The organism is Mycobacterium sp. FW102-FHT13B02, assembly GCF_058790275.1.
Window position 1 is genome coordinate 1 of the sequence record NZ_JBYTCM010000030.1, and the last position, 20,247, is coordinate 20,247.

General features: G+C 65.2%; 22 protein-coding genes. 14 read left to right on the forward strand and 8 right to left on the reverse strand.

All coding sequences use genetic code 11. The features are described 5' to 3' along the window. Positions 1-70: 70 nt before the first annotated feature. Positions 71-352, reverse strand: coding sequence for a TetR family transcriptional regulator (locus AC3WTE_RS29920; protein WP_492443078.1), 282 nt, complete (start codon positions 350-352; stop codon positions 71-73). Positions 353-452: 100 nt separating this feature from the next. Between AC3WTE_RS29920 and AC3WTE_RS29925 the strand changes: the two genes are divergently transcribed. Beyond that, positions 453-923: an SRPBCC family protein gene (locus tag AC3WTE_RS29925; protein ID WP_492443079.1), complete on the forward strand. Its 471-nt coding sequence runs from the start codon at positions 453-455 to the stop codon at positions 921-923. A gap of 67 nt (positions 924-990) precedes the next feature. On the opposite strand, the gene AC3WTE_RS29930 is transcribed toward AC3WTE_RS29925, so the two are convergent. Further along, positions 991-1,527: a DinB family protein gene (locus tag AC3WTE_RS29930; RefSeq protein WP_492443080.1), complete on the reverse strand. Its 537-nt coding sequence runs from the start codon at positions 1,525-1,527 to the stop codon at positions 991-993. 166 nt (positions 1,528-1,693) lie between these two features. Between AC3WTE_RS29930 and AC3WTE_RS29935 the strand changes: the two genes are divergently transcribed. From AC3WTE_RS29935 to AC3WTE_RS29960, 6 genes are all read left to right on the forward strand, one after another. Next, entirely contained in the window at positions 1,694-3,091 is a 1,398-nt protein-coding gene (locus tag AC3WTE_RS29935) for an amino acid permease (protein ID WP_492443081.1), read from the forward strand. 152 nt (positions 3,092-3,243) lie between these two features. Continuing rightward, positions 3,244-4,602, forward strand: a complete 1,359-nt coding sequence (locus tag AC3WTE_RS29940) for a serine hydrolase domain-containing protein (RefSeq protein WP_492443125.1) — start codon at positions 3,244-3,246, stop codon at positions 4,600-4,602. Between the two features lie 147 nt (positions 4,603-4,749). Further along, positions 4,750-5,388, forward strand: coding sequence for a DUF1345 domain-containing protein (locus tag AC3WTE_RS29945; protein ID WP_492443082.1), 639 nt, complete (start codon positions 4,750-4,752; stop codon positions 5,386-5,388). 57 nt (positions 5,389-5,445) lie between these two features. Next, the gene (locus AC3WTE_RS29950; protein ID WP_492443083.1) at positions 5,446-6,540 is read left to right on the forward strand and encodes a type III PLP-dependent enzyme; all 1,095 of its coding nucleotides are present in this window, start codon (positions 5,446-5,448) and stop codon (positions 6,538-6,540) included. Next, entirely contained in the window at positions 6,518-7,753 is a 1,236-nt protein-coding gene (gene speD, locus AC3WTE_RS29955) for an adenosylmethionine decarboxylase (RefSeq protein WP_492443084.1), read from the forward strand. Before AC3WTE_RS29950 ends, speD begins: the two co-directional genes overlap by 23 nt. Positions 7,754-7,763: 10 nt before the next feature. Next, on the forward strand, positions 7,764-8,246 hold the full coding sequence (locus tag AC3WTE_RS29960) for a M15 family metallopeptidase (protein ID WP_492443085.1): 483 nt from the start codon (positions 7,764-7,766) through the stop codon (positions 8,244-8,246). Here AC3WTE_RS29960 and AC3WTE_RS29965 read toward each other — a convergent pair whose 3' ends face one another. Then, a complete protein-coding gene (locus AC3WTE_RS29965; protein ID WP_492443086.1) occupies positions 8,247-9,482 on the reverse strand; it encodes a PucR family transcriptional regulator in 1,236 nt (411 codons plus the stop codon). 85 nt (positions 9,483-9,567) lie between these two features. Between AC3WTE_RS29965 and AC3WTE_RS29970 the strand changes: the two genes are divergently transcribed. After that, positions 9,568-10,659, forward strand: a complete 1,092-nt coding sequence (locus AC3WTE_RS29970) for a ferredoxin reductase (protein WP_492443087.1) — start codon at positions 9,568-9,570, stop codon at positions 10,657-10,659. Between the two features lie 40 nt (positions 10,660-10,699). After that, the gene (locus AC3WTE_RS29975) at positions 10,700-11,860 is read left to right on the forward strand and encodes a fatty acid desaturase family protein (protein WP_492443088.1); all 1,161 of its coding nucleotides are present in this window, start codon (positions 10,700-10,702) and stop codon (positions 11,858-11,860) included. Positions 11,861-11,888: 28 nt separating this feature from the next. Here the strand turns inward: AC3WTE_RS29975 and AC3WTE_RS29980 are convergent, their stop codons facing one another. Next, entirely contained in the window at positions 11,889-12,671 is a 783-nt protein-coding gene (locus AC3WTE_RS29980; RefSeq protein ID WP_492443089.1) for an isocitrate lyase/PEP mutase family protein, read from the reverse strand. 306 nt (positions 12,672-12,977) lie between these two features. Beyond that, positions 12,978-13,214, reverse strand: coding sequence for a DUF6611 family protein (locus AC3WTE_RS29985; protein ID WP_492443090.1), 237 nt, complete (start codon positions 13,212-13,214; stop codon positions 12,978-12,980). A 111-nt stretch (positions 13,215-13,325) separates the two neighbouring features. Here AC3WTE_RS29985 and kdpA point away from each other — a divergent pair, with 111 nt between their 5' ends. The 3 genes from kdpA (at position 13,326) to AC3WTE_RS30000 (ending at position 16,694) form a co-directional block, all read left to right on the forward strand. Beyond that, complete coding sequence (gene kdpA / locus AC3WTE_RS29990; RefSeq protein WP_492443091.1) at positions 13,326-14,777, forward strand: potassium-transporting ATPase subunit KdpA; 1,452 nt, start codon at positions 13,326-13,328, stop codon at positions 14,775-14,777. After that, positions 14,672-15,475, forward strand: a complete 804-nt coding sequence (locus AC3WTE_RS29995; RefSeq protein ID WP_492443092.1) for a DUF1906 domain-containing protein — start codon at positions 14,672-14,674, stop codon at positions 15,473-15,475. The genes kdpA and AC3WTE_RS29995 overlap by 106 nt, the downstream gene beginning before the upstream one ends. A gap of 358 nt (positions 15,476-15,833) precedes the next feature. After that, complete coding sequence (locus AC3WTE_RS30000; RefSeq protein WP_492443093.1) at positions 15,834-16,694, forward strand: slipin family protein; 861 nt, start codon at positions 15,834-15,836, stop codon at positions 16,692-16,694. A 33-nt stretch (positions 16,695-16,727) separates the two neighbouring features. Here AC3WTE_RS30000 and AC3WTE_RS30005 read toward each other — a convergent pair whose 3' ends face one another. From AC3WTE_RS30005 to AC3WTE_RS30015, 3 genes are all read right to left on the reverse strand, one after another. After that, on the reverse strand, positions 16,728-17,138 hold the full coding sequence (locus AC3WTE_RS30005; protein WP_492443094.1) for a hypothetical protein: 411 nt from the start codon (positions 17,136-17,138) through the stop codon (positions 16,728-16,730). A gap of 121 nt (positions 17,139-17,259) precedes the next feature. Next, positions 17,260-17,664, reverse strand: a complete 405-nt coding sequence (locus AC3WTE_RS30010) for a hypothetical protein (RefSeq protein ID WP_492443095.1) — start codon at positions 17,662-17,664, stop codon at positions 17,260-17,262. Positions 17,665-17,794: 130 nt separating this feature from the next. Then, a complete protein-coding gene (locus AC3WTE_RS30015) occupies positions 17,795-17,950 on the reverse strand; it encodes a DUF6131 family protein (RefSeq protein WP_492443096.1) in 156 nt (51 codons plus the stop codon). Positions 17,951-18,513: 563 nt separating this feature from the next. On the opposite strand from AC3WTE_RS30015, the gene AC3WTE_RS30020 reads away from it, so the two are divergent. Then, complete coding sequence (locus AC3WTE_RS30020) at positions 18,514-19,317, forward strand: GAF and ANTAR domain-containing protein (protein WP_492443097.1); 804 nt, start codon at positions 18,514-18,516, stop codon at positions 19,315-19,317. A 173-nt stretch (positions 19,318-19,490) separates the two neighbouring features. Continuing rightward, complete coding sequence (locus AC3WTE_RS30025; RefSeq protein ID WP_492443098.1) at positions 19,491-20,093, forward strand: hypothetical protein; 603 nt, start codon at positions 19,491-19,493, stop codon at positions 20,091-20,093. Positions 20,094-20,247: the final 154 nt, after the last annotated feature.

The following is a 20,247-nucleotide window of genomic DNA, read 5'->3' on the forward strand; positions in this document are numbered from 1 at the left end:
GGCACCGACACGGCCTGAACATCTCCGCCCACCTCAGCCCCGTCCCCGAATTCCCACCACCCCAGGGGACTTAGCCTCGCGGTGCGCCCGCGGCAGCGTCAAACACATTCGCGAGCAACGTTTCGCGGTAGATGTTCCGCGCCTCGGCCACCGCAGCGACCTGAATCGCCTCGCGATTTCCGAACACCGTGAGGATGCCGCTCTTGCTCACCCCGGTGGCCGCGGCCAACGCCCCCACCGTGATCGAGTCGAGCCCATGCGTCGTCGCGATCATTGCCGCCTCGTGAGCGACCTTCCGGCGCGTCGCGTCGCCACGGACGCGTCGGCCATCGGCCTGATTATCGGTTGCCACCTCGACATTTTATACGTCCGACTGGACGCATAAGCGCATCAAACGCTATGGTCCAGATAGACGACCGTTCGGACGCTTATCTCTGAGATTGGGGCGCCACATGACTGCGAATCCACAACCGGTGCTCGAGGACAGCATCGACATCGCCGCACCGCCGACCGCGGTCTGGTCACTGGTCAGCGACGTCCGCCGCATGGCCGAGTGGAGCCCACAGGTCGAATCGACCCGACTCCGCAACGGCGCCGAGCAGGTCGTCGATGGTGTCGAGTTCACCAACCTCAACAGCAACGGCACCTTTCAATGGACGACGCACGGAACCGTGGTGCGGTTGGACAACGGCCGCGAGATCGCGTTCCGGATCCAGGAGAACTGGGCCATCTGGTCACTGCGCCTCGAGCCCACGCCGAGCGGAACCAAGCTCACCCAGCGGCGCGAAAGCCCCGACGGCAGCCCGGACGGGACCGTCAAGGTCATCGACGCCTACTTGGGCGGGCAAGACGCCTTCACCCAATCGATGCGCGACGGGATGCGCCAAACGCTTCAAGCGATCAAGACAGCTGCGGAAGGGTAGTCGGGGCACTGCGTCGTCAGCTACGCCTACGGCACAGTGCTCATCGCGTGCGCGATCAACCTCGTCATCACCCTCGTGAGGTGACGTCGTTCGCGTGATGGACGATGTCGTGCAGGTGGTAGACCGAAATGCTCGCGATGGTGAATTCGCTTCCATTACTGCGTAATCCGCGTCGGCTCCACGCGCCCACCGGCATATTGGCATATGTGGCGGCGACGATGCTCGCAGCGTCGAACAGCTCCGTGGCGACCACGGCGGGGTCTTGCGACGCATAGTCGTCGGCGATCGCGGTTTCGTCCTGGTCCCAGTTCGGGAACTGCGGATCGTCCTTGGTCAGCATCAATCGGACGCGGTGATCGAAGATTCGGTGCACGTCACGGATATGGCACCCGTACTCGAGCATCGACCACACGCCAGGTTCTGGTCGGGTGCGGACGTCGGACCCTGCCAAGCGGTGCACCCAGTCAGCGGCATCGTCGCGAATCCGGTCCGCGACGTCGGTGGGCTGGACGGCCGACGCGTCGAAGCCGCATTCCGGGCAAGCGCGAGACAGCACCCAGGTCCAGTCCTTGGTGTCGGGTTCGATCGGGTCCGGGGTCGTCACCGGACCAGTGTGGCACCTGCTCCGGTGCGGTGATTCGGATCGGTCCCCCGACCAGCACGCGATAGCCTCGACGCACTCATCCGGCGAGCGACGTACGCGCCGCACCGGCGCAACCGTGACCCGGTCCCCAGCACCAGGCGATCACCACCGAATGGAAGGCAAACCGATGGCTCCAAGCACCCGTCCCACCGAGGGGCGCCGGGCCGAGACCGCCTCCTCGACTGACGCCCCGATGCACCGCGAGCTGAAGAACCGGCATCTGCAGATGATCTCGCTCGGCTCGGCGATCGGAACCGGCCTGTTTCTGATCTCCGGTACCTCGGTGCAGACGGCCGGGCCGATCGTCCTCGTCGGGTATGCGATCGCCGGCATCGTCCTCTACGGGGTGATGCGGATGCTCGGCGAGATGGCCGTGGCGCATCCGGTCGCGGGGTCCTGGTCCGCGTACGCGCGCGAATACCTGGGCAAGCCGGCGGGATTCATCGCCGGCTGGAACTGGTGGTACGTCTGCGTCGTCGTCTGCATGGTGGAGCTGACGGCGGCCTCCGAGTTCATGGCGTTCTGGTTCCCCGGCATGCCGCACTGGATCACCACCGCGGTGTGTCTGGTGCTGATCACCGGCGCGAACACGATCAACGTCAAGGCGTTCGGCGAATTCGAGTTCTACTTCACCTTGATCAAGGTGACTGCCGTGATCGCCATGATCGTGCTCGGCATCGCGATCATCTTCGGTGCCGGTGACCACGACGTGCACGGCCTGCAAAACCTTTGGGCACACGGCGGTTTCGCACCCAAGGGACTCGGCGCCTTCATGATCTCGCTGGTCGCGATCACGTTCTCTTTCGGCGGCATCGAGTCGCTGGGCACCGCCGCCGGCGAGGTCGAGGAACCTGCGCGCAACATCCCCCGCGCCATCAATCAGGTGCTCCTGCGCATCCTGATCTTCTACGTGGGTGCCATCGGCGTCATGCTGATCATCTGGCCCTGGGACAAGGTCGGGACGGACGGTAGTCCCTTCGTACTGATGCTCGTCGGCCTCGGAATCGGCGGCGCCGCAACACTGCTCAACATCGTCGTGCTGACCGCGGCACTGTCCGTGGCGAACGTCATGACCTACAGCAACGCGCGCGTCCTGTACGACCTCGCCGCCAGCGGCCAGGCGCCACGGTTTCTCGCCCACACCAACGCGCGCGGCGTACCGGTGCGTGCCCTCCTGATCAACTCCGGATTCGTTGCCGTGGCGGTGCTCCTCAATGTTGCGCTACCCGGCAAGGCGCTCGCGATCCTCATTCCCGTCGTCGTCGGCGCGGAGCTGATCACCTGGAGCATCATCGCGCTGAGCCACCTTCGGTTCCGGGCCCGCGAAGGTGCGGGCGTCTTCAAGACACCCCTGTCACCGATCACGAACTACCTGTGCCTGGGCTACTTCGCGTTGATCTACGTCTTGATGACGCAGGACCCGTCGTCGCACTCCGGTGCGATCGCGCTGCCCTTGTGGTTCTGTGGACTGCTCATCGTCGGGTTCCTACTCAGGCAGGGTCGCCCGCTAGCCTCGAACCGGTGAGGGTGTCGGGGTCGCGCGTCGCACGGGTATCGGCGGTCGTGCTCGTCCTCGCGGCGTGTGGGCGCCCCGCGCCGCCTGCGGTTGGCACTTCGCCGACCGCCAGGCCGCCGTCCGCTCAGGCTCCCGCCACAACGTCTGCGGCCGCCACTCCGGTGCCGAGTGTCGTTCCCGCGGGTCCCTTCGCCGCCGTCTCCCGTCTGGTGAATGACGCGCTTGCGGCACATCGGTTGCCCGGTGCGGTGATTCAGATCGGGCATGGCGGCAACGTCGTCTTCCGGCAGGCATACGGTGCCCGCAGGCTCGGCGACGAACCGGGGCTGGACGGTTTGCCCGCGCCGGCCGAGCCGATGACCGACGACACCATTTTCGACCTCGCGTCGCTGTCGAAGAGCCTCGCGACGACCGTGGCTTTCCTGCAGCTGTACGAGAAAGGTCTGGTGCAGTTCGACGAACCCATCCAGACGTACTTTCCGGAATTCAATGCCACCCACGACCCGCGGCGCGCCCAGGTGACGGTACGCATGATGTTGACGCACACCTCCGGCACCGGTGGCGATCTGAGTCATCAAGGGCCCTGGGGACTGACGAGCGCCGACAAAGCGGAGGGTATTCGTCGTGCGCTCACGGCGCCGTTGGAGTTTCCACCCGGGGACGGGTTTCACTACTCCGACCTCAACTTCATCATTCTGGGTGCGCTGGTCGAGAAGATCACCGGTCAGTCGTTGGACAACTATGTGCAGGACAACGTCTTTGCACCGCTGGGGCTTTCCGATACCCGGTACCTCCCTGCCACCAAGGCCTGCGGTCCCCACCAAATTCGCGGTACGGCAATCGTTTTCGAAGGCATGCCGTCAGGGCCATGCCCGCCGGGAACCTGGAGCACCAGTCTGTTGACGCGCGTTGCGCCGACCGCGCACGACGACGACACCCCGGGTATCAACCCCGACTTCGACCACTTGATTCGCGGCACGGTGCATGACCCGACGGCCAGGCGCATGGGCGGCACCGGAGGCAGCGCGGGGGTGTTCTCGACGGTCGATGACATCGGCCGGTACGCGCAGGCCCTGCTCGATCGCCTCGCCGGGCGTCCGAGTCCGTTCCCGCTGGCCCAGACCACCGCGGCGTTGATGGCGACCCCGCAGCAACCTGGACACACCGCCGGCCAGGTGCCCGCGGCGAATGTTGCGGCGCGGGACGCCATCGAAAGGCACCCCAACACAACGGATCCGCTACTGGCGCCGAACTATCCGGCCATCGCCGGACAGTCGCTGCGCAGCTTCGGCTGGGATATCGACACCGAACACTCCCGGCCGCGCGGCATGGTCTTCCCCGTCGGCAGCTTCGGTCATACCGGCTTCACCGGGGTCAGCCTCTGGATCGACCCTGGATCGGACACCTACGTGGCGGTGCTGGCGAACGTGATCCACCAGCGCGGCGGGCCACCGATCGCGCGGCTGAGCGGCGACATCGCCACCGAAGTCGCACGGGCCTTGGGGCTCTACGGGAACTGACGGAGTTCTGCGCGCACGTCGGCGTGTCGGCTGTCCCTGCAGCACTGGCGATCTAAAGCTGCCAGCATCGGCTGACGTTGTCCGCTCTTGTTGACAATGTCCCTTCTTGTGACAACTCGGGACCGGAACTGCCGTCACGAAAGGAGAATGCACCGGGTGAGGACTCTTTCCGGCGCCAACCGATTCTGGATCAGCTTGACGGCCGGGCTCGTTGTCGGAGCCGTAACCGGGTGGCTTACGCAGCGTTGGCCGGTCGGGCTGTTGGCGGTCGTCATCGTCACCGCCACGAGCGACGTCCTATGGGCGCTCGCGGTGTTGTGGCGGATGGACCCTGAGCGGACGAGGGAGCATGCAGGTGAAGCCGACGTCGACGACGAGATCGGCGATCTGGTCCTGGTCCTCATCTTGATCGCCAGCCTGACATCCATCGGAATCCTCCTGTTGTCCGCAAACAACGCGGACAAAGCGTCATACGCAGGCATGTCGCTGGCCGCGATCCTCGCGACGTGGGCGCTGCTCCACACCATGTACACGGCTCGCTACGCCCGCATCTACTACGACGACAACCCGGGCGGGATCGATTTCAACAGCCCCGATGTCGATCCGCAGTACAGCGACTTCTTCTACTTCTCGTTCAACCTCGGAATGACCTACCAGGTGTCCGATACCAACGTCACCAGCTCACAGATGCGCGCCGAGGTTCTCCGGCACTGCCTCTTCAGCTACATCTACGGCACGGTGATCATCGCGTGCACGATCAATCTGGTCATCAACCTGGTCGGCTGATTCTCTGGCTCGCCGATCAGCGCGCGGCCGACGGATTCGTTCAGTACTCTGCCGCCTGTGCCCTGTAGGCCCTACCTGACGATCGACCTCGCGACGGTGCGCAGGAACGTTGCTGAGTTGCGCGGCGCGCTGCCCTCGGCCGAGATTCGGTACGCCGTGAAGGCCAACCCGGCCGAACCCATCCTGCGGCTGCTGGCCGGCCTTGATTGCAGTTTTGACGTCGCGTCCGTGGGCGAAATCGACCTGTGTGCGGCGGCCGGCATCGACGGCGCCCTGATGACGTTCGGGAACCCGCTCAAGAAGCCCGCCGAGATCGCGTATGCGTTTGCCCGGGGTGTCCGCCGGTTCACCTTCGACACGGCGGCCGGGCTGGAGTCCATCGCCGAGAATGCGCCGGGGTCGAGTGTCGAGTGCCGCATCGCGCCGACGTTCCCGTCGTCGGTGACGCCGTTCGGGGACAAGTTCGGGTGCGCGCCCGAGGATGCGATCGAGTTGTTGACGCAGGCCCGGGGGCTTGAGTTGCACGCGGACGGCGTAGCGTTCCACGTCGGCTCGCAGCAGCTCGACCCCAAGGCGTGGGAGATCGGTATCCGTTGCACACGTGAGATTTTCGAGGCCGTGCCCGACCTGACGGCACTCAACCTGGGCGGCGGCATCCCGGTCTCGTACGATGCGTGCGTGCCTGACGTCGGGGTTGTCGGCGACGCGATCACCGACGCACTCAAGCGTGATTTTCCGACGCTCCCCCGCATCGTCATCGAGCCGGGCCGAGCGATCGTGGGCTCGGCGGGCACGCTGTGCTGCGAGGTGGTCTCGGTGCGGACCGGCACCGACGGCTGTCGCTGGGTGTACCTGGACATCGGCCGCTACGGCGGGCTGGCGGAAACCGAGAACGAATACATCCGATACCGGCTGCGCACGGTTCGCGACGGCGACCCCGTTGATGACGCTGTCGTCGCCGGTCCGACGTGCGACGGCGACGACGTGCTGTACCGGCGGTATCCGCTGCCGGTGACGCTGAGCCCCGGCGACCTGGTCGAGATCGATTCGGCCGGTGCCTATACGTCGAGCTACTCGTCGTCGTTCAATGGATTTGACCCGCTGGCAACGCGATTCGTGGAGGTCGATGATGCAGTCACAACCAGGCAGTAGCTTCGCAGGCTGTCACGTGCTGGCCGAATTCACCGGTGTCGATCCCGAGTTGGCCAACGATCGGGTGCGGTTGCGGCACCTGCTCCGCAGCTCGGTCGAGCGCGCCGGAGCCACCGTGTGCGACATGGTGGACAAGCGCTTCGAGCCACACGGCGTGACCGTGCTGGCGTTGCTCGCGGAGTCGCACGCGTCGATCCACAGCTATCCCGAGCGCGGCGCGATGTTCGTCGACGTCTTCACCTGCGGTGAGTCCGCCGACGCCGAGGAGGCGGTCCGCCTACTGCGGGAGGCGGTCGGTGCGGCAGATGCCCACGTCCACACCGTGTTTCGCGGAGCGGGCAAGCAGATCGTCGAGCCGATGGCGCCGGGGATCACCCGCACCTGGCAGCTGACCGACGTACTCTGCGATGTCCACACCGAGTTTCAGCATCTGGTGATCGGCCGGACGGAGCAAGGCATCTCGCTGTTCAGCGACTCGGACCGGCAGAGCACCGAATTCAGTCAGCTCGTCTACCACGAGGCGCTGATGGTTCCGGCGATGCTGCTGGCCGAGATGGTCGATCGGGTGCTGATCATCGGGTCCGGCGAAGGTGTGGCGAGCCAGATGGCCGTCGCCGCCGGCGCCACTCATGTCGACCACGTCGACATCGACCGCGCGGCCGTCCGGCTCTGCGCCGAGCACCTGCCCTACGGGTACACGCCCGACGAATTGGCAAGGGCGGAAGCCGGAGTCGGCCCGATCACGGTGCATTACACCGACGGCTACGAGTTCGTCGCGACCCATACCGGCCCCCGTTACGACGTCGTCGTCATCGACCTGCCCGACGAACGGACCGAGCCCGCCCAGCACAACCGTCTCTACGGCGCGGACTTCATGAAGCTGTGCGGCGACATCGGCGCCGTCGTCGTCGGCCAGGCGGGCTGCCCCACACTCTGGCGCAACGAGACGCTGATCCGATCGTGGGAGCGCTTCGGCGAAACCTTCAGCACCGTAGTCTATTTCGGCAGCGATGAGCACGAATGGGCGTTCCTGTCAGGGACCGCCGAGGTGCTCGAGGACCCGCTGACCACGATGACGGCGCGGCTGAAGACGCTGCCGTACCGGTGTCAGACGATCGATGCGGCAGCGCTCGCCGCGGCGACTACTCCGCCGATGTCATTGCGGGAGAATCGGATCGGCCTGGGAGCCGGCGCGCCCCCGTACGCCGACTAGAGTCGGCGCCATGCGACTCGTCGGTACAGCCATCGCCGTGTCAGGTGCGCTCACGTTTCTCGGACCGATATCAACCGCGTCCGCCGATGCGGCGAGCCCCTTCGACGTATCTGACCCCACGGTCGGCCGGCTCGATCCGGCCCTGTTGACCGCGATTCAGCACGCGGCGACCGCAGCAGCCGCCGAGGGGATCCCCATGACGATCACCTCCGGATGGCGCTCTCCGGAGTTCCAGCAGCAACTGCTCGATGACGCGATCCGCACCTACGGCAGTTACAGCGCTGCGCGCCAATACGTTCAGACGCCACAGCAGTCCAAGCATGTCAGCGGCCAGGCCGTCGATATCGGCGGCAAGAGCGCCGACACGTGGCTGGTCGCCAACGGTAGGCGATTCGGCTTGTGTCAGATCTACGCCAACGAACTCTGGCACTTCGAGTTGGCCACCGATGCCCACGGGGACTGCCCGCCGTTGCTTCCCAACGCTGCCAGCTGATCAGCCGGCAGGTGCCGGCGTAGTGGTGACTACGGGTGCCGACGAGCGGGTAACGCCAAGTGCAACAGTAATTTCCAATACCGCCTCTGGATCGTCCAGGCGGTCACCGTAGAAGTCGCGCAGCTGGGTCATCCGGTAGCGCACTGTCTGCGGGTGGACGAACAGCGACTCGGCGACGGCGTCGCGGCGGCCGAGGTGCAGGACCCAGGCCCGCAGCGTTTCCGCGAGCCGTTCGGCCGTGCTGGAACGCAGGCCGGCAAGCGGCGCCAACACGCGTCGACGTAAATCGTCCATGGCGTCGCGGTCGGCACTGAGCACCAGGTCGACGAGGTGCTCTTCGGTGTCGACGACGCCGGGGCCATCTATCACCAACGCACGTGCGCGCAACGCGCGCAGGTAAGAGGACTTCACCGTCCACCATTGACGGGAGGGCCCGACGACTGCCACGCTGCCGGCCATCGCATCGAGCAGCCGCTGACGCTGGCGGCCGTCGGCATCGGGTACGAGGACTACGGCCAGCGATTCACCGGCATCCACCTCAGACACGTCAACACTTGTGTGGAGGGTTTCCTGGGCGAACAGGACCGACAGCTTGCGGGTATCAACCTCGGGCAGCAACACGGCGCTCAGAGTCTTCGGCGGCTTCCAGTCGGCCTGCTCGGCACTGGCGAGCAACTGGTTCAACGGGGCGCCCGCCAGCAATTCCGCGGCGAGCCGGTCGAGGTGGCGTTGCCGGATACGGCCGGCGGCAGCGAGCTCATCGGCGTGGCCTGACACGCTGGCCGCCGACAGTTCGTCGATGAATGCGAACACCATTTCGGCGAACTTCGCCGTGGTCGCCGCAGAGAGTCCCGCCGCGACCGCGGTGTCCGAGAGCTCTCGCCACGCCACCCGCGCCCCGACCCGGTAGGCCGAAAGCAGTGCGTCGATCGAACGGCCGGTGCGGGCCTCTCCCCGACCCAGGTCGTAGGCACCGTCAAGCGCCGGAGACAGTCTGGGCCCCGCGTCGGTGCCGTGGGACCGGGTGGTCAAACGCAGGAAGGCGCCCAGCGCCACCTGCACGGCATTCTCGATGGTCTGCCCCATGGGACCGCTGAACGCGTCGGTGTAGCTCGGCACCTCGGCCGTGACTGCCGCGACGGTCCGCTCAGCCATTTGTGGCAACACGTGTTCCAGGGCCCGGACTATCTCCTCGTCGAGGTCCAGACCACTGAACCGAGCAGCGGGATCCGTCATAACTGTTCTTTACGCACAAGATACTGCGGACATCTCACCCCCGCAGCATAGGACTTTGTATGCCCCATTCAGGGAAGCTAAGAGCATGACCACGACATCAGTTCGCCCGACCGCTGCGGGATTGCGCCGGCGTGTGCTCGAGCTGGCCGAGCGGATCACCACCCCACTGCTGCCCGGCGACTACCTCGACCTCGTCGCACCACTGCGTTCCGGAGCCCCACTGCGGGGCCGGATCACCGCGGTACTTCCCGAGACACGCGACTGCGTCACCGTGACGATCAAGCCCGGCAACGGCTGGCAATCACACATCCCCGGCCAGTACGTCCGCATCGGCATCGACGTCGACGGGGTACGCCAATGGCGCACCTATTCGCTGACCTCGCATACCGATCGCCCGGACGGGCACATCGCGATCACCGTGAAAGCCATCGCAGATGGGGCGGTCAGCAACTATCTGGTGAATCGCGCAACCGTCGGCACGCTGGTGCAGCTCGACCAGGCCGCCGGCGACTTCGTCCTTCCGGCCTCGGTACCCGACAGGCTGCTGTTCCTCTCCGCCGGCAGCGGCATCACGCCGATCATGGGCATCCTGCGCAGCCTTGCCGACGACGCGGACACCGATGCCGTGGTCGTGCACAGCGCGCCCACTGCCGACGACATGATCTTCGCCGGCGAGCTGCGCCAACTGGCCGCGCGCGGCCGGATCCGGCTCATCGAGATCCACACCGCCACCGACGGACGGCTCGACATGACGCGGCTGCGGGAACTGGTCGGCGACCTCGCCGACCGCCATACGTGGGCGTGCGGACCTGCTGGACTACTCGATGCCCTGCACCAGCACTGGACCGAGAACGGCATGGCCGACCGGTTGCACACCGAGCGCTTCCGCGCCGAGGTCCTCACCACCGGCGACGGCGGCACCGTGACGTTCACCAAGAGCGGCACCACCACCGAGGCAATCGGCGATCAGACGCTGCTCGACACCGGAGAGGCCGCCGGCGTCCTGATGCCCTCGGGCTGCCGGATGGGCGTGTGCTTCGGCTGCGTCGTCCCCCTCCGCCGAGGGGCCGTGCGCGACGTGCGCACGGGCGCCGTCACCACCGCCGTCGAAGGCGACGGCGTCGTGATCCAAACCTGCATCACCGCAGCCGCGGGCGCCTGTGCCCTAGACATATGAGTCATCTGACCAATCCGCTCTTCGCACAAGGAGTTACGCCATGACCGCCCTGCAACGCAAACTCAACAACCCCGTCGCGCACCTCACCGAGGCCGACATCGAGAACATCGGTATCGAACTCGACGCGATCCGCGCCAACGTCATCGCCAGCCGCGGCGAACAAGACGCCGCCTACATCCGCAAAGTCATCGCCGGCCAGCGCAAGCTCGAACTGACCAGCCGCGCCGTGCTGCTGTTCTCGCTGTTCCCACCGGCATGGATCGCCGGCACCGCCGGACTCGCTGTGGCGAAAATCATCGACAACATGGAAATCGGCCACAACGTGATGCACGGCCAGTGGGACTGGATGCGCGACCCGAAGATCCACTCGACGACCTGGGAATGGGACCACGCGTCGCCCGCCGAGATGTGGAAGCACTCCCACAACGAGCTGCACCATACGTACACCAACGTGCTCGGCAAGGACCAGGACCTCGGCTACGGCATCATGCGCGTCGACGAAGACCAGCGGTGGACGCCCTTCTACCTGATGCAGCCCCTGACCAACTTCGTCAACGCCTGCTTCTTCCAATACGGCATCGCTGCCTACGACCTGCAGATCGGCCGCTACCTCAAAGGCAAGACGGACAAGGAGGAGTTCCGCCGTCAGGGCAAGGAAGTGCTCGCCAAGACTGGGCGCCAGGCACTGAAAGATTATGTCCTGCACCCACTTCTGTCCGGCCCCTCGGCACTCACCACGCTCAGCGCGAATCTGACCGCCAACCTCATCCGCAATCTGTGGACCCACTCGGTCATCATGTGCGGCCACTTCCCTGAAGGTGTCCAGACGTACGAGAAGACGTCGATCGACGGCGAGACCCGCGGTCAGTGGTACCTGCGGCAGATGCTCGGCTCGGCCAACATCTCCGGCGGGCGCTGGATGCACTTCATGACCGGCAACCTGTCCTTCCAGATCGAGCACCATCTGTTTCCCGATCTGCCCAGCAATCGCTATCAGGAGATCGCACCGCAGGTCGAGGCACTGTTCAAGCGCTACGACCTGACTTATGTCAGTGGCTCGCTGCCGAAACAGGTTGGGTCAGCGTGGAAAAAGGTGTTCCGGCTCTCCCTGCCCAACCGATTCGCGACGATGCGCTTGCCGCGCCTCGGGCTGACTCGGGCACCGAAGGCCACGCCGGAAGTGTCGACGGCAGCCGCGTAGCAGTTCACTGCGAATCCTGTTGTCACCGTCAGATGTTCATGTGATCGATGAGGGCCTGGGCTTCGTCATAGGACATTGCGGCGGGAGTCGGGGCACCGGTGGCGTACGCCGTCACGGCTGAAGCGGCCGCTGTGATGGCGACGCGGAACGGCATTGACCCGGTGCTGACCCGTCGGACGCCCAGTTCGCGGAGCCGCTGAAATGGCAGTTCGGCCAGAAGGTTGAGCGGGGTTTGTCCGAGGGTGGTGACGAGCTGCTCGATCAGGTGCTCGTCGCGAAGACCGGGCACGAAGACGCCGTCCGTGCCGGCGTCCACGTAGGCCAGCGCTCGTTGCATTGTGTCGCCCGTCGCGAGATGGAACCAGTACGTATCTACTCGAGCGTTGACGAACACGTTCGGCGCAGCGCCCTTGAACGCTGAGATCAGCGCGCACTGCTCGTCGAGCGCCGCGAGGTGGTCGCCGCAGCCGTCCTCGATGTTGACGCCCGCAATCCCGATGGCGGTCAGCTCAGCGGCCAATTCTGCCGCGTCCATGCCGAAGCCGGCCTCGATGTCGACGGTCACCGGAATTGGCAGACGAGCCAAGGACTTTGCCAAGGCAAGAGTTTGCGGCCCGGTGGCACCCGTAGCGTCAGGGAGCCCGTGGGATGCGGCGACGCCGAGGCTTGTGGTGCCGACGGCAGAGAAACCCGCGCGGACGAACGCCGCTGCTGACGCGAAGTCCCACGCGTTCGGCAACAGCAGCGGTTCGTCGGTGTGATGCAAGTTCGCGAACTGGCGAGCTTTCTCAGCCTGCGCTTGGGCGTCCATGGCTCCATTCTGGCGGGAGTAGTCATGCCGGGCACGCCGTGGGCCGGCTACCGCACCTCAACCGATGTGCCCGCCCAGCGAAGCGGTGATCAGCGCGGGTGGCGAGTAGGAAACGAACACATTCGCCCGTTCTTGGGCCGTCAAGTTTCGTCGGGCCCATAGCCGCCGATACCCCGGGCAAGACAACGCAATCCACAAAGTCACGCGCGAACTCGTCGCCACCCGCTGGTTGTGTACAACCATGACCGTTGCAAGTCCTCTCGACATGAACTCGAACCGCCGTCTACCAGATGCAGCCAAAACTGTTCAGGGACAGTGATGTTCGTTGGTGGCTCGGGTCGCGCCGAGTCGGTCGTAGACCTGCCACCAGATGGCTTCGTGAGCGCTTACCGACAATCGGCCCTGATCACGCCAGCGGTCTGCGGACAGGAGCATGCCCGTTAAGACTTTCTTTACAGAACGTGTCCAGCTCCGGTCGCACGACGCACGCCGGCGGCGATCAGGCAGCCTCAACCCCCGAACCGTCGGCGTAACAAACGCCACAGCGGGTGTTCAGATCGCGTCAAGACCAGGTCGCATTCCTCTCATTCGGGTCTAACGTCGGCCCCCGCGGCGGATGGCACGCCGCAGGCTGACGCAGGAGGGGCAGTAACGATGCATTGGGGCATGATGGCGTGGCTGCAACTCGCCACCATCGTTGCGATCCTGGCAGTGCTGCACGTGCCGTTGGGCAACTACATGGCATCCGTCTACTCCAGCGAAAAGCACTGGCGCGCTGAGCGACTTATCTATCGAATAGCCGGCGTAGAGCCGGATCGCGAGCAGCATTGGGTCTGGTATGCGGCTTCGGTGCTCGCGTTTTCGGTGGTCAGCGAGGCCGTGCTGTTCGGTCTACTGATGCTGCAGACCCAGCTGCCCGCACCCTGGGGTGCACAGGGAATGACCCCGCTGCTCGCGCTGAATACGGCCGTCAGCTTCGTCACCAACACCAGTTGGCAGAACTACGCGGGCGAGTCGACTCTCGGTCACTTCGGCCTCACCGTTGGCCTGGGTGTGCAGGCCTTCGCCAGCTCCGCGGTCGGCATGGCTGTGGCCATCGCGTTGATTCGTGGCATCGTGTGCCGTCAGACCTTCGAACTCGGCAACTTCTGGGTGGACTTGGTCCGCGGCATCATCCGAATCCTCATCCCCATGGCGGTTCTCATCTCGGTCCTGCTCACCGCGCTCGGCGTGCTGGAGACTTTCGGCGTCGCGCAATCGATCGGCACCCTGGCCGGCGGATCACAGACCTTGCCGACAGCGCCGGTCGCGTCGTGGGAGTCCATCAAACTGATGTCCGGCGACGGCGGTGGTGCCTTCAACGCCAACAGTGCGCACCCGTTCGAGAACCCGACACCGCTGACCAACGTCATCGAGATCGTGACCATGGCCGTCATCCCGGTATCGCTGGTCCGCACCTATGGCGTCATGATCGGCGACCGGCGTCAAGGCTTGGCGTTGCTGGCCGTGGTCGTCGTCCTGTTCGGCTTGGGCACGGCCGCCGTCGGGATGTCGGAAACGATGCCGCACGGCACCGTCACGAGCGCGGTCGGTGCGGCATTGGAAGGCAAGGAGATTCGGTTCGGGATACCCGGAAGCGCGCAGTTCGGCCAAGTGGCCACCGCTACCGCAGACGGCGCGGCGAACTCGTCGTACGACAGTTTCACCAGTGTCGGCGGTGGGGTACTGATGGCCAATATGATGCCGGGCGAGATCAGCCCTGGCGGTACCGGCAGCGGACGGTACGGTTTGGTTGTCATCGCGCTGCTCGCCGTGTTCCTCGGTGGTCTGATGATCGGCCGAAGACCGGAATATCTGGGCAAGCGGCTCAACGCCCGGGAGATGAAGTTGGTCCCGTCGCCTTCAGCCCAACGCCGAGGATGGATACGGTCCGGTTACGATCTGAATTCAGCTCGCAATGGCCACAGCTTTCACATCTGTCGCATTGTTAACATCTCGCAATGCAGGACTTCCCGGCGCCCACCGGCCTTCGGCGCCCGCTGTCGCGGCGCGACGCGCTGCGCTACGTCGGCGCCGCATCGGCGCTGGCCGGGCTCGGTGCGGTAGCCGCAGGTGCCGGCATCCCGACGGCGTCGGCCGCCGCCCCCACGCTGATCGACTTCGCCATGAAGCAGATTCCGGCACAAGACATCCGGGCCGCCGGCCACGCGGGCGTCGTCAACTACGTCTCGATGTCGCGCCCCGGCTCGACCATGGGAGCCAAGCCCATCACCCTGCCCTACGCCAAGTCACTGGCCGCGGCGGGACTCGCGATCGTCAGCAACTACCAATACGGCAAGCCCGGTGGGACCGTGCCGTCGGACTTCACACGCGGATACGCGGGCGGCGTCGACGACGCCAAGACCGCCTGGCAGTTGCACAGCGCCGCGGGTGGCGGCCAGAGCGCGCCGATCTTCTTCTCCGTCGACGACGACATCAATCGTGAAACGTGGAACAACGTTGCGCTGCCGTGGTTTCGGGGCATCAACTCGGTGCTGGGCGCGCAACGCACCGGCGTCTACGGCGGCATCAACACCTGCCAGTGGGCCGCAGCCGACGGCGTCATCGGGCGCTCGACCACGCCGGGGCACGTGTGGGCCTGGCAGACCCGGTCCTGGTCCGGCGGCAAGATCTATCCAGCCGCCGTGATGTACCAGCGGATCGTCAGCACCGCGTCGAACCCCGGCCCGGTGGTCGGCGGGCTCGAAGTCGACGTCAGCGATGCGCTGGCCTCAGATGTCGGGCAGTGGAGCCTGCACCCTTGACGTGGTGAAGCACCTGGCGACGCCACAGGATTGGCTCCGCGTCAATCGTTGGTGCGTATCGCACCCGGACGCGACGCCGACCCGCCCATCGACTCGGTCCACGAGCTGGTGTCGATCGCCTGAACGGGTGCACGGGGAGCCTCAGGAGCACCGGCATCGGCCGATCGAGAAGGTGTAGCCTTGACGGTGCTGAGGTTCTCAGCCGATTCGGAATGAGTTCGGCTGTCCGCCGCCGAACTACAGGAGCACTGGCTCCGACGCCCCCATCGTCCGGTGATCGTCTATGCATCGGGATCACTATGTATGTTCCACAGCAACTTTGTGTTCGACCGACCCCCTCGCCAACAGGAACGCGGCCATGACGACGCTGGGAGTCGCGGTTCTTGTTCTGGTGGTGCTGTCAGTGCTGGTGTTGGCGATGGCGGTGCGCGTCGTCAAGCAGTACGAGAACGGCGTGCTGTTCAGGTTGGGCCGCGTGATCGGTGAGCGGGCGCCCGGCCTGCGGATGATTATCCCGTTCGTCGATGTGCTGCAACGGATTTCATCGCGAGTAGTCACGATGCCGATCCAGTCACAGGGAATCATCACGAGCGACAATGTCAGTGTCGACGTTTCAGCCGTGGCCTACTTCAAGATTGTGGACGCGGTGAAGTCGATCGTGGCGATCGAGAACGTGTATGCGGCTATCGATCAGATTGCGCAGACCACGCTGCGAAAGGTGGTCGGTCAGCACACCCTGGACGAAACGTTGTCCGAGACGGACAAAATCAATCTCGACATCCGGGCCATCCTGGATGTCACCACCATAGACTGGGGTGTGCAGGTCACACTCGTCGAACTCAAAGACATTCAGCTGCCCGACAGCATGAAGCGAGCGATGGCGCGACAGGCTGAGGCGGAGCGCGAGAAGCGCGCAAAAATCATCGCGGCCGAGGGAGAATCGTTGGCCGCCGCGGCACTCGGCGCCGCGTCGGACACCATGATGGCTCATCCGTTGGCTCTGCAATTGCGGAACTTGCAGACCTTGGTCGAACTCGGCGTCGACAAAAACACCACTGTCGTATTCCCGGCGCCGTTGATGTCGACCATCGCCGAACTCAGGACTTTCCTGGCCCATGAGGGCGCTGCGGTAACAGGGCGCCGGCCGCAGCAGCCCATATCTGTGCCGGAATCCGAAAGTGACGAATTGCCGTGGGAAACAGTGATATCCGATCATTGAAAAGGAATATGGGCCAGAAGAACGATCAGGGGGTCAGCGGTTTCGCTGTGGGAACGTCACTGTTCGCGTTGTCTTCGTGTCCGGTTCGAGAGTTCCCGCGAGGTCACATTTCTTGCTTAGCTCCTCACAGGACGTCGCCGCGTCGATGCAGTGGTCGGAGGCTTGCTGTTCCAGACCGGTGGCCTGCGCCGCCTTGACATCAGCTTCAGCCCGGGTGGCCCTGGCCTTCGCGGCGGTCTCGTCACCCAGCGCTTGGTGCCGCCTGGCTTGAAGTAGCTGGTCCTTGGCGTCGCCGCGCAATCTGCTGGCTACGAGCTGCCGGCGCTCCCGGCCCTTGATCAGCAATCGGAAGCTCTTGTTCACCAACACCAGCCCGACAGCGACGATGATCACAAGTGCCGCCCCCGCGAAGAAACTGACCGCGACGATCGCATCGGTAGCCACATTCGGCTCCTTAGAGTTGAGTCGGTACCGGGTTCAATCCCTCGGCGGGAAACAAACTTTCGTGAATGCTTCGGCAGACTGCTGGGGGTCGAGCCAGGCGCCCAGGCCCGGCCCGCGATCGTCAGCCTGATCGGCGGGTCGGCGGCACGCGGTGGGCGGCTGCGGAATCCTCCCGATTGGTGTCGGGATCGAGGGTGTCGGCGCGCTGGAACTGTTCGTTCACCTCACCCCGGGCGGTCGCTGCGGCGGTGCGACGCTCCTCGGCCTGATGTGCCAGTCCCCGCGCGTGCGCGGACTGGGCGTCGGCTTCGGCGGCCGCGGCGCGGGCTCTGGCCGCTGTCTCGTCGGCGAGAGCTTCGCGTCGGCCCACCTGATGGGCTTGTTCGACGGCGTCGTCGCGGATCTCGCCGGCCTGCACGCGGAGGTGTTCGGTGCGTTTGTGGCGCAACACCATCCCCAACGTGATGAGTACTGCGATGACCACGACCGCGGCGAAGACGATCTCGATGATGGTGTTGGTAGCCATTGTCGGCTCCTTCAATTGTTTTGGACGTTTGGGTTATTCGTCGATATCGGTATGGATGCTGATGGTGGCGGCGACCGGTGTCTTCGTGGTTCCGGCCCGTGCGCAGGTGCCGGGGTTGCGCGCTGGCCGCTCAGTAGTAGTGGCGCCGGCCGCCGACAGCGTGCCCTGTCTGTCCGGCGACCATCAGCACCAGGCCGATGGCCACGACGATGATCCCGGCGGTCCAAAGCAGAGAAATGTTGAACAGGAAGCCGGCCAGAAGGAGGGCAAGTCCGAGGATGATCATGGCGTACAACAACTTTCGGTGTCGAGGATGCAGATTGGTGGGGTAAGTGCCGGCCGGCGCGCTACCGCGGCCGTCAGCCGGCTAGCGGACTCACAGAGTGCCGCCGTCCGGGAGTGTGGGCGCACCGATACCCGCCGGGTAGCCGGGACAATGGCAGCCCGGTAATCGCCGGGGCCGCAGAGCGGTTGGCTCGGTGCGGCAAGCCAGAGGGCTGCCGTAGCCGGTGATGTGGTCATGGTGATCCCGCCATCGGGACGATCACGAATGTGTCGGGCTATTTGGGGGCAAATGCTCCTGGAGTTCTGCAGCGGACAGCCGAACTCATCCCGTACCCAGCTGAATGCTCAGCCACCTTTGACGTTACACCCGTTTGTCCGTCTTGCGCCGGGCCAGAGGTGGTTTCCCGATCCACCCGGTGGAAATGGGCACCGACGTTGCGAGCCTTGCGCAGCGTTCGCCCGGTAGGATGATGCTAGACCCCAGGCGCGGCTGCGCTGCGGGATAAGATCGCCATACTCTCGGATCGACGAACGGTTGGCGGGATTGTAGGCGCGGTAGCGACGATGACCGAATTCACCGAGAACGTCGACCGCACGCCGCAAAGACCGTTGACCGCCGAGCAAGTCATCTCCGATGCCGGAGACCTCCAAGCCGGGATCGGCGCCTTAGCCGGCCTGGTTTCCGACAGTTTGGGACTGCACGGGCTATTGGCCGAGGTGGCCAGGTTCGCGGTGCGCGCGATCCCGGGAGCCGAGGGTGCCGGGGTGACGTTGTTGCACGTCGACCGGCCCGACAACATGGTCGAGGCATTGGCGGCCAGTGCACCGTTTGTCGCCGAAATCGACAACATCCAATACGTAACCCTCAATGAAGGGCCGTGCATCACCGCGGCATTGCAGCGACGCACGGTGCGATCCGGGTCCTTGGGCGGAGAGAAGATGTGGCCACGGTTCGGTCCCCGGGTGGGCCGATTGGGCGTACACAGTGCACTCTCATTGCCGCTGCTGCTGCCCGGCCAGGTGGTAGGGGCGATCAATGTGTACGCCCATGACAAAGATGTGTTCGATCAGCATGCCGCCGAACTCGGCGAGTTGTTCGCCAAACCCGCTGCGGTGGCGGTGCGCAACGCTCAGATCCTCGCTCAGGCGATGACGCTGGCTACCCAATTGCAGACCGCGCTGTCGACGCGACCGGTGATCGATCAAGCGATCGGCATACTGCGCGGACGCACCGGGCGCAGCGCCGAGGACGCGTTCGCTCAGCTGCGGGCGATCAGCCAACGCGAACACCGCAAGTTGGCTGACGTCGCCCAACATCTCGTTGACGAAACGGTGCGCCGGGCCCGCGCCCGACACAACCTGACCTGAACCGAAGACACCATGGACTCGCCACGGCGGGTACGGTAGGAACCGCGGACAACATCCCCGGGACGGGTCCTGGCCAGCGTCCCGAAGTCCGCACCGTGCAGGGCAATTCGCCCCTGTCCGGCCTTTGGCAGGCTCGATCAGCGCTCGGGAGCGCCCGGCGGAGCACCACCCTCGTGAACATCACCGCGGCCCTGGCCGCCGATCTGCGTCTGCTCACCGCAGCGCTGGATGAAACCGACACCGACATCGCGGCAACGCTGCATCAGTTGGCGGCCGACACCATAGCGGGCGTGCCCAGCTACCTCGGCCTGAGCGTCGTCGTGAGCGGCAACGATCCACTGTTCACGTCCACCGTCCTCCTCGACGGTGTCGACCCGGCCGATGTCCGCACCTCGCTCCAGCTGCGGCTGCCCGGTCTCGGTGACAGCCGGAGCCCCTCGTCGGTGGCGATCATTCTGTACGCGGGCACGCCAGGAACCTTTGTCGACCTCGCCGCGGACCTGGCTTGGCTCAGCGCACGCCCGCTAGCGGACTTCATCCTCGATCAGCACCTCGCCATCACGACCAAGTCGATCACCGCAGGACAGCTGCGTGCCGCCTCGACCATCAATCAAGCCATCGGCATCCTCATCGGCCGCGGCCATACACCCCAACAAGCCAGCCGGGAACTCGATACCCAGGCAGACCACGCGCGCACCGACCGGCTGAGCGCCGCCCACCACATCCTGGCTCTCCTCACCGCCGACACCGACGACCACGAATTCCCCACTCAGTAAGCTCACTAGTACCTAATAGCGTTGCGCGGCAGCAAAATTGATCGTTTCAAGCTCGGGCGCCGACCGAGCAGAATCCGCAGGTCATGATCAATGGCCCCGCTACGTCGTCACGCCGTGTTCGTCTCCAACACGGCTACGCGCGGGTGGGGCTGGT

Coding starts and splice junctions, on each gene's coding strand:
- AC3WTE_RS30000 (WP_492443093.1), top strand. CDS start 15,834: ATGACGACGCTGGGAGTCGCGGTTCTTGTTCTGGTGGTGCTGTCAGTG.
- AC3WTE_RS29935 (WP_492443081.1), top strand. CDS start 1,694: ATGGCTCCAAGCACCCGTCCCACCGAGGGGCGCCGGGCCGAGACCGCC.
- kdpA (WP_492443091.1), top strand. CDS start 13,326: ATGCATTGGGGCATGATGGCGTGGCTGCAACTCGCCACCATCGTTGCG.
- AC3WTE_RS29965 (WP_492443086.1), bottom strand. CDS start 9,482: ATGACGGATCCCGCTGCTCGGTTCAGTGGTCTGGACCTCGACGAGGAG.
- AC3WTE_RS29925 (WP_492443079.1), top strand. CDS start 453: ATGACTGCGAATCCACAACCGGTGCTCGAGGACAGCATCGACATCGCC.
- AC3WTE_RS30015 (WP_492443096.1), bottom strand. CDS start 17,950: ATGATCATCCTCGGACTTGCCCTCCTTCTGGCCGGCTTCCTGTTCAAC.
- AC3WTE_RS30020 (WP_492443097.1), top strand. CDS start 18,514: ATGACCGAATTCACCGAGAACGTCGACCGCACGCCGCAAAGACCGTTG.
- AC3WTE_RS29980 (WP_492443089.1), bottom strand. CDS start 12,671: ATGGACGCCCAAGCGCAGGCTGAGAAAGCTCGCCAGTTCGCGAACTTG.
- AC3WTE_RS29970 (WP_492443087.1), top strand. CDS start 9,568: ATGACCACGACATCAGTTCGCCCGACCGCTGCGGGATTGCGCCGGCGT.
- AC3WTE_RS29975 (WP_492443088.1), top strand. CDS start 10,700: ATGACCGCCCTGCAACGCAAACTCAACAACCCCGTCGCGCACCTCACC.
- AC3WTE_RS29995 (WP_492443092.1), top strand. CDS start 14,672: ATGCAGGACTTCCCGGCGCCCACCGGCCTTCGGCGCCCGCTGTCGCGG.
- speD (WP_492443084.1), top strand. CDS start 6,518: ATGCAGTCACAACCAGGCAGTAGCTTCGCAGGCTGTCACGTGCTGGCC.
- AC3WTE_RS29960 (WP_492443085.1), top strand. CDS start 7,764: ATGCGACTCGTCGGTACAGCCATCGCCGTGTCAGGTGCGCTCACGTTT.
- AC3WTE_RS30010 (WP_492443095.1), bottom strand. CDS start 17,664: ATGGCTACCAACACCATCATCGAGATCGTCTTCGCCGCGGTCGTGGTC.
- AC3WTE_RS29945 (WP_492443082.1), top strand. CDS start 4,750: ATGCACCGGGTGAGGACTCTTTCCGGCGCCAACCGATTCTGGATCAGC.